Genomic DNA, 7,904 nt, shown 5'->3' on the forward strand with positions numbered 1-7,904 from the left:
TTAAAACAGCTTGCCGCTGAGTTCAGACTTTTGAGCAAAAATAGGTTCTTGTACAATCCAATTTATGCCATTTTGTGTATAATATCGATATGTTTTGTACGACGGCAACCGTTGATTAATTGAGAAGGGGGGAGTTCTGTGACTACACCTTCAAAGCTTCCTGGATTCTTTCAAAATACGATTCCCAAGAGCGGAACCCATTTGTTACTGCAAATTCTGCTGGGCATACCCGATGTTACGCATGATGAATTCAAACATATGTATGAAGGAAACGCGAACCAGGTCCAGACGCACTATGGAGTATTGCGCGGTGCCGCAGACAATGAAATGATTACGGGACATATCTACCATATGCCGGAGTGGGCAGCCATGTTTCGGCAATTGCAGATGAAACAAATTTTTATGATCAGGGATTTACGTGATATCCTCGTTTCTTTTGTTCATTTTGTTCGAACCATCCCCTATCCGTTTTCATTCGCAGATCCGAACCTCCCGCTGAAAGAAAGTTACATGCAAATTATTTACGGTATTCCTGAGATCGAATATCCCCATCTTGCGGACTATTACCGCTTGTTTTTGGGGTGGTTGGATGAACCGGGCGTATGCACGGTTTCCTTCGAAGATTTGATGCAATCTCCAGCATCTCGCAGAGCGACGATCACGAAAATAGCCGAATACTTGTGGGAAGGACGCACTCCTCCTATATCAATAGAGCAGATGGTAGGTCGAATGGAAAGCAATATCAATCCTTTCGGATCGCCTACATTTCGAGAGGGCAAAATCGGAGGTTGGGAGAAAGCCTTTGATCACGAAATCAAGGATGCATTTAAAGAGGTAGCGGGAGATTTATTGATTGAATTAGGGCAAGCCAAGAACAAGGATTGGTGAAGGGAGGAGCTCATGGATAAGCGTAGCATGCCGAAAGTATCTGTCGTAATGCCTTTTTATAATTGTCCTTATGTAGAGCGGGCGATTCAAAGCGTCTTGAAGCAAACCTATCCGCATATCGAACTCATTGTCGTCAGTGATGGATCCACCATGCATACCGATCTCGTAAAGCCGTACTTATCTCAGATCGTTTATGTGGAGAAAGCAAACGGCGGAACGGCGACTGCTTTAAATGCGGGCATTCAGCGGGCAACAGGTGATCTGTTCGCTTGGTTGAGTTCTGATGATGTCTACGAGCTTACAAAAATAGAAAAGCAAGTCGACTTTATGCATCGTCATAATGCCGCGATTAGCTACACGAACTTCCATCTCATCGATGGGAACGATCAAATCACAAGGACGAATGTTGGCCTTCATTTTGAAGACCGGCTCTACTTTTTAAAGCATCTGGTGAACAGCTGCCCTGTGAACGGCTCGACGATCATGATGAGAATGGAAGTGTTCCAAAAGGTCGGACTCTTTGATCAAACCCTTCCGTATACGCACGATTTTGACTACTGGAAAAGGGCTGCACAAGTCTATAAGTTTCATTCGCTGAATGAATCACTGACTCTGTATCGTGTGCATGATGCTATGGGCAGCGTTGTGTATAGTCAGAAACAATGGATCGAGATTCAAGCGGTTAATGAAAAATATAAAGCAAGTCTCGAACGTTTAATCAACGAAATGAAGTAAGCTCCTGTTCGTTAGAAAGGGTGAATCCTATATGCGGCACGAACCGATATCGTTCTCCGGGAATGAATCTACGACCATTCAGAATGTCATTAGAGAGCTCCCCAATTCTTTTACCTATGAATTTTGGGTGAAGCCGGCTGGGGCCGGAATTCGTCTGGACGCAGAGTCATCTTATGGCATATACGGAAACACGGGACAGTTGTACTTCATCGGACCGGCCTGCGGAGAGCAAGGGGATGAAGCCGGTGTAGGCATTTCCATTGGGGTGAATGGGATCTCGGTCTATGAACATTCCATTGATCATCTGCCTGCTGTCCTTGTTTATCCTGTTTCCATAAGCCAGTGGATACATGTGGCCCTAGTCTATCAAGATCAGGTGCCCTCTCTCTATGTGAATGGAAGATTCGTCAAAAAAGGACTGCCAAGCATCAAAAGCAAGGTCTACCCGTCACTTATTTTGGGAGGATGTTCGCCATATGGTTGTTTTCAAGGTGAGATGAAGGAGTTAAGGATTTGGAATCACGCCAGAACGCCAGGGCAAGTTAGCTGCTGCATGCATTCTTCGCTATCCGGTGAGGAAATTGGACTGTATTGGTATTCGAATGGCAAGTCGAATCTTCTCGTACATCAAGGATGGAAGAGAACCATGGAGGTTAGCCTCGTGCTCCCCTCATACAATCGGTATCCCTATAATTTACTGACCTTGTATTCCCTCCAAAATCAGACCTTCGATCTCTCCAAAGTAGAGGTCATTATGGTGGATAACGCATCCGGTGATTCAACGCCTTCGATCGCGCAGAAGAATGGGTTTCCTTTTGTGTTCAAATATATAAAGTGTGAGCAGAATGTGGGCAGGCCCCGATCAAGAAATATGGGGATACGAGCGGCGATCGGGAAAATCATCATTTTCCTGGATGCCGAAGTGCTTGTTGGCCCTGACTTTATTGAACAGCATGTGCTGGCTCATCAAAGGCGTGATCGCCAAATTGCAATAGGGACTATACATTTGAGGGGCGTCTACTCGCTTATTCATCCTGGATTTAGCAGCGTACAGTTCGAACAGATGAAAGCTTTAATGAGCAAGTGTAAGCGGGATTATACAAAGAAATGGCGGAAATATATAAGCAATCCCCAAATCTCCACGCTTTTAAATAAAGAAGATGTAGGTAATGTACAATTACTTAATGCTTTGTCTTTTATGAAGCCGCATGAGGAGTATTACCAGAAAGAAGTTCTCCAGCATCATGGAGACCATTTGTCTGGGTTTATGTTTCCATGGATCTTCTTTTATACCGGGAACATTTCTGTGCGGAGAAGCTTTCTTGGGCAGGCCGGTTTTTTCGAGGAGTGGGATGGCTATGGCTGGGATGACGTGGAAATGGGCTATCGCTTGTTTACAATGGGGGCTTTATTTGTAAATCTCGGCAGTATGAGGACTTACCACCAGGAGCATCCCATTTCCGCGTCTATTGTGGATGAAGCTAATCTGAATTATTACAAGTTTCAAATGAAACATAAAGTAATCGACGTCCAAATCTTTGCTCTTAATTTAATTCCAAATGCGAAAACTTTGTATGAACTGAATCAGATTCTTACGCAGTACAAAGCACTCTGTCAGGAGAATCCAAGAGAATTCGGACTTTTTAAACAAACCTTCGTATCACTTCTGGAAAGAGCCAGCTATCGTTTAGCGCATAAATTGGATGTTACGAAGCTTCTCCCTCCCGATGAGCCATCGTATTTAAAGATACAAGAGGAGAAAGCCAGAATCGGTCAAATGCGAAGATATCCCATGGTCATTGACGGGTTTGAGACGCTGTGCAAGCTGTAGCCGTGCTTTATCCCCAACGGATAATTAAGCCTGCATGGGTTAAACCGCCGCCGAAACCATATAACAGAAGCGTATCTTTTGCGCGCACTTTTCCTTCTTTGACGCCAAGATCCAACGCTAACGGTATCGAAGCGGCGGAGGTGTTGCCGTAATATTCAAGGCTGTACAGCGTTTTGTCAAAGGGAATACCGCTTCTTTCACAGATAGAAGCAATCATCCGTAAGTTAGCGCTATGGGGGATGAACCAATCCAAATCATCAAGCTGCATGCGGCTCTTCGCAAGCAGCTTTTCTACCCCTTGCGGAACCGTAGATACCGCAAATTTATATACCTCGCTGCCGTTTTGGACAAGCTTTCCGCTGCCTGTGAGCGGTATGTCCTGCCACTGCTCAGCGAGGCCGGTGCGGTACACATGCTTGCCTCCGGCGCCGTCCGAGCCAACATGGTGGGCTAGGAAGGCCGGCTCTTCATCTTCGCGTTCCACGACCACCGCCCCGGCGCCGTCGCCGAATAGAATGCAGGTCGAGCGGTCCGTGTAGTCTGTGATTTTGGACATGGAGTCCCCGCCTACGACGAGCACCTTGCGATGCAAGCCTGCCGCGACAAGTCCGCTTGCAGTATGGAGTGCATAGGCAAACCCTGCGCAGGTTGCGTTAAGATCATAGGCGCCAACAGCTGGAAGGCCGAAATGAGCTTGAATCATACATGCGACTGGTGTTGAGGGCAGGTCTGGCGTATGCGTAGTGACAATGATGAGTTCCACATCGTTCAGCGATTCCGGATATCGGTCCAGCAAGTTTTGCACGGCAGCTATACATAAATGGCTGGTGAATTGTTCGGGGGCGGCGATTCTGCGTTCCCGAATGCCGGTGCGCTGAACGATCCATTCATCATTCGTATCCACCATTTTTTCCAGATCGGCGTTACTTAAAATATGCGAAGGCACATAGCTGCCTATTGCTGAGATACGGGCATGCAGAGGGTTCGAGACTGGCATAAGAAGCTCGCTCCTTTTTGTTATCAAGTATTAGTACCAGGTACTAATTATAAGTTAAACTTTACTGGAAAACAGGATGGCTGTCAATTGTTGTTTTGCACAATTGGATTCACGGCTAAATTGTGAATAAATCCGACTAGTTTTGTGGAAAACTCGTGCAGGTCATTCGACTGGCAAATAGCTATTTTTGGATTTAAACAACAGCAGCATAATCCCATTCTGGGATTATGTAGTTATGCCAAAAATTTGATATTTTCTCCCCGAGTGAGAGAGAAATTCACTTGGGGGCTGTCCAGTAATTTGTAAACCCTCTTGAATAATTACTGGAAGATGTCTATTGCTTGAAGAAGGATCAGTTAATTGGATAATGGTCTTTCGAAGTTTCTTTTTTGGTGGATGCGCCTTTTTTATTCTTATAACAATATTTTTTCGTAGTTCTAACGGGAAACTAAACTTTTACGTCAAATTGGAAGGACAAAGACGTGTTGCTGAAGCCGAGTTTATAGAAATTATCGGTTTATCACAAACCCTAGAACTGAGTAGAGGTAGATTAAATATTCCGCTAACTGGGAACTATAGCGTGGCGATGGAACCGAACCATCGCTTGTTTTCGTTTCTGTGAGATCCGATCAACTAACTGGCAGGATAGTTCCGATGAATGAAAAAGCCTCTATTCGTTCAACTTAACAAAGAATGTGACTCAGCATCTTTGATATACTTGTATTGGAATGATCGTTTCCGAAAATATTGACAGTGGGTCTAAATTGAGATAGCATACGTAACAGGGGATGATGAATAATGTCTAGACTAAAAACATTTCAGATAGAAGAGACAATCGATAAGGCAATTGATGTTTTTCGAGAAAAAGGTTACCAGGGTACATCCATGCAGGATTTGGTGAGTGCGTTGTCTCTAAATCGGAGCAGCATCTATCAGACATTCCGAAGTAAAGAAGACTTGTATTTAGTGGCACTGGATCGCTATGGGGAGAAAACGAGCGATATTACTTCCATCTTATATGAACCGGGCACTTGTAAAGAAGTGCTATTGAGGTTTTTCAATAAACTGTTTGAACATAATAGTGTTAAAACTTGCTTACTAGTCTATGCATCCTTGGAAATGAGTGAGCATCCGGAAGTTCGAGCAAGAGTTAGTACGAATAACAACTTAAGAGAAAGAGCTTTCTTTCAATTGCTTACACGCGGAATTGCCAATGGAGAAATAAAAGGTAATCCCAATTTACGTGATCTTTCTCAATATCTTGTAAACGTTACGAATGGAATAACCATCACCTCCGCGGCTGCAGATCGAAAAACATTGGATACCATTTTAGAGACTTCTCTTTATTTTTTACGATAATTTTTTTTGTTCTGATTTGGAATGATCATTCCCTTAAAATTCATATGTAAATCACATAAAAGGAGACTAGATATCATGAATTCAAATTTCTTAAATGGAAAAACGGCATTTGTTACGGGCGGTTCTCGCGGTATTGGGGCATCGATTGTTAAAAGGTTGGTTAAAAACGGCGCAGCTGTAGCGTTCACGTATGCCAATTCTGCTGAGAAAGCTAATGAATTGGTTAAGAGCATAGAGGCTGAGGGTGGGAGAGCTATGGCCATTAGAGCCAATAGTGAAAATGCCGACTCGGTGAAGTCAGCAGTTACTCAAGCGATTAAAACTTTCGGTCATTTAAATATACTGGTTAATAATGCAGGGATCCTTGATGTTAAACCATATGACCAATTTACAATGGAAGAGTTCGACCGCACGGTTGCTGTTAATGTTAGAGCGGTTTTTGCTGCCATTCAAGCAGCCGGCCCCCAAATGCAAAGTGGTGACAGAATCATTACGATAGGCAGTGTAAATGCCGATGTAACCGGTTTTCCCGGAATGAGTTTATATAGCATGTCCAAAGCCGCAGTCGCCGCTATGACTCGCGGTCTTGCTAGGGATCTAGCACCGCAAGGGGTAACAGTTAATAATATTCAGCCAGGTCCGGTTGATACCGATATGAATCCTGCTGAAGGTTCTATGGCTTCCATTTTAAAGAATATGATCGCTCTTGGACGATATGGTACCGCAAATGACATCGCTAGCTTGGTTATATTCTTATCCAGCCCGGAAGCAAGCTATATTACCGGTGCGTCGCTCGATATTAACGGAGGCTTTATGATTTAAACTTTGGGGTAAGGGTAAGCGTAGCTTACCCTTATTTTTATTTTCGCTTTGAAAGGATAAAGGAAGGGAGTTTAGATTTTGTTAATAGAGTAGAAGAGGGTCAAGGCGGAGTTCGTACGATGGCTGACACGAACGATTGCTTATGTCTGTTGAAGTAAACCAGCTAATAACTTGTCAAGATTTTTCAATAGAAAATCGAGAAGATGGTGCTATACTAATTACTGAGCATGCCAAATAACCCTCCAAAATTACTTTGGAAAGTTTTTCATTGATTTCGTTTGATTTCCAATTAAATCAACTCAAGGTATGCTTCTTTTCGTTTAAGCATGGCAAATATCCAATGTAGTAACTTGTTCACACATGCGATCATCGCTACTTTGTGAGGTTTTCCTTCGGCCATTTTTTTGTCGTAAAAAGCCTTGAGCTTCTTACTCCCAGTACGCCTCAGCCCGCAGAGCACAGCCATGTACAAGGCGTGCCTGAGTCTGCTGGAGCCACGTTTTGTGATCCGATTAATCGTAGCCGTAAACTTTCCCGAGATGTGAACACTGGGATCTACGCCAACAAAGGCAACGAGCTTTTTAGGATGATTAAACCGATCAATCTCACCAACTTCAGAGATAATCGTTGCCGCGATTTTCTGACCGATGCCGGGGATGGATTGGATAATCTCATATTCTTCAACTTCATTAGCGAGTGCATCTATTTGCTTTTCTAGGGTCGATAGATGCTCTTTATAATGGAGGAGCATGCTAATATACATATTTATACTAAATAAGTGACTTTGATATGGCGCTTTTCGAAACGGATTTCGAATTGCAGCTGCCATGAGCTTCTGAGCCTTTTCTTTAGCCCATTTTCTGAACGGCCTGCACATAAAACCGCAATCTTCTCGGTTAATTTAGCCTCACCTGCACTGAGAACGTCCTCAGACGTTGGAAAGGCTAACAAGGTTTGCAGCGACACCACAGAGTACAAAGCGCCGTAAACGCCCCTAAACTCCGGAAATACCTGATCTAACACCGCTTGGAATTGAAGCTTGATCTGAACAAATTGTCCTGTTACCGATACATGCTGTCTTGTGAGATTGCGCAGATTTAGTAACTGCACTCCTCTATTCTTACGATGCTTGAAGTCCTCCTTGTAAAAAAATTCGCATAAGGCATAGGCATCAATGGCATCTGTTTTTACTTTACGTAAGCTCGAAGACTTTTTAGATTGATAAGACAGAATTGGATTAACAACAATGTAGAAGTAATTCTGATCATCTAG

The 7,904-nt window shown here is 43.7% G+C and carries 6 protein-coding genes and 1 pseudogene; 5 read left to right on the forward strand and 2 right to left on the reverse strand.

The window, feature by feature from the left end; genetic code table 11:
* Nucleotides 1-138: 138 nt before the first annotated feature.
* The 3 genes from J2Z65_RS30500 to J2Z65_RS30510 are packed head-to-tail and all read left to right on the forward strand — an operon-like array spanning nucleotide 139 to nucleotide 3,454.
* The gene (locus J2Z65_RS30500) at nucleotides 139-888 is read left to right on the forward strand and encodes a sulfotransferase domain-containing protein (RefSeq protein WP_167068145.1); all 750 of its coding nucleotides are present in this window, start codon (nucleotides 139-141) and stop codon (nucleotides 886-888) included.
* 12 nt (nucleotides 889-900) lie between these two features.
* On the forward strand, nucleotides 901-1,623 hold the full coding sequence (locus tag J2Z65_RS30505) for a glycosyltransferase family 2 protein (protein WP_167068148.1): 723 nt from the start codon (nucleotides 901-903) through the stop codon (nucleotides 1,621-1,623).
* 31 nt (nucleotides 1,624-1,654) lie between these two features.
* Nucleotides 1,655-3,454: a glycosyltransferase gene (locus J2Z65_RS30510; protein ID WP_167068151.1), complete on the forward strand. Its 1,800-nt coding sequence runs from the start codon at nucleotides 1,655-1,657 to the stop codon at nucleotides 3,452-3,454.
* A 7-nt stretch (nucleotides 3,455-3,461) separates the two neighbouring features.
* On the opposite strand, the gene J2Z65_RS30515 is transcribed toward J2Z65_RS30510, so the two are convergent.
* Nucleotides 3,462-4,451, reverse strand: a complete 990-nt coding sequence (locus J2Z65_RS30515) for a ketoacyl-ACP synthase III (protein ID WP_167068154.1) — start codon at nucleotides 4,449-4,451, stop codon at nucleotides 3,462-3,464.
* Nucleotides 4,452-5,249: 798 nt separating this feature from the next.
* Here J2Z65_RS30515 and J2Z65_RS30520 point away from each other — a divergent pair.
* Both J2Z65_RS30520 and J2Z65_RS30525 read left to right on the forward strand, forming a co-directional pair.
* Nucleotides 5,250-5,810: a TetR/AcrR family transcriptional regulator gene (locus tag J2Z65_RS30520; RefSeq protein WP_167068157.1), complete on the forward strand. Its 561-nt coding sequence runs from the start codon at nucleotides 5,250-5,252 to the stop codon at nucleotides 5,808-5,810.
* Between the two features lie 75 nt (nucleotides 5,811-5,885).
* A complete protein-coding gene (locus J2Z65_RS30525; RefSeq protein WP_167068161.1) occupies nucleotides 5,886-6,632 on the forward strand; it encodes a 3-oxoacyl-ACP reductase family protein in 747 nt (248 codons plus the stop codon).
* A gap of 289 nt (nucleotides 6,633-6,921) precedes the next feature.
* Here the strand turns inward: J2Z65_RS30525 and J2Z65_RS30530 are convergent.
* Nucleotides 6,922-7,904 (reverse strand): annotated as a pseudogene (locus tag J2Z65_RS30530) (IS110 family RNA-guided transposase); the annotation flags it as partial.

It is taken from the genome of Paenibacillus aceris (assembly GCF_017874035.1).
Classification (GTDB): domain Bacteria; phylum Bacillota; class Bacilli; order Paenibacillales; family NBRC-103111; genus Paenibacillus_E; species Paenibacillus_E aceris.

What these genes read in the sequence shown, in the direction of transcription:
- J2Z65_RS30505 (WP_167068148.1), top strand. Translation starts at nt 901, where the DNA reads ATGGATAAGCGTAGCATGCCGAAAGTATCTGTCGTAATGCCTTTTTAT.
- J2Z65_RS30510 (WP_167068151.1), top strand. Translation starts at nt 1,655, where the DNA reads ATGCGGCACGAACCGATATCGTTCTCCGGGAATGAATCTACGACCATT.
- J2Z65_RS30515 (WP_167068154.1), bottom strand. Translation starts at nt 4,451, where the DNA reads ATGCCAGTCTCGAACCCTCTGCATGCCCGTATCTCAGCAATAGGCAGC.
- J2Z65_RS30520 (WP_167068157.1), top strand. Translation starts at nt 5,250, where the DNA reads ATGTCTAGACTAAAAACATTTCAGATAGAAGAGACAATCGATAAGGCA.
- J2Z65_RS30525 (WP_167068161.1), top strand. Translation starts at nt 5,886, where the DNA reads ATGAATTCAAATTTCTTAAATGGAAAAACGGCATTTGTTACGGGCGGT.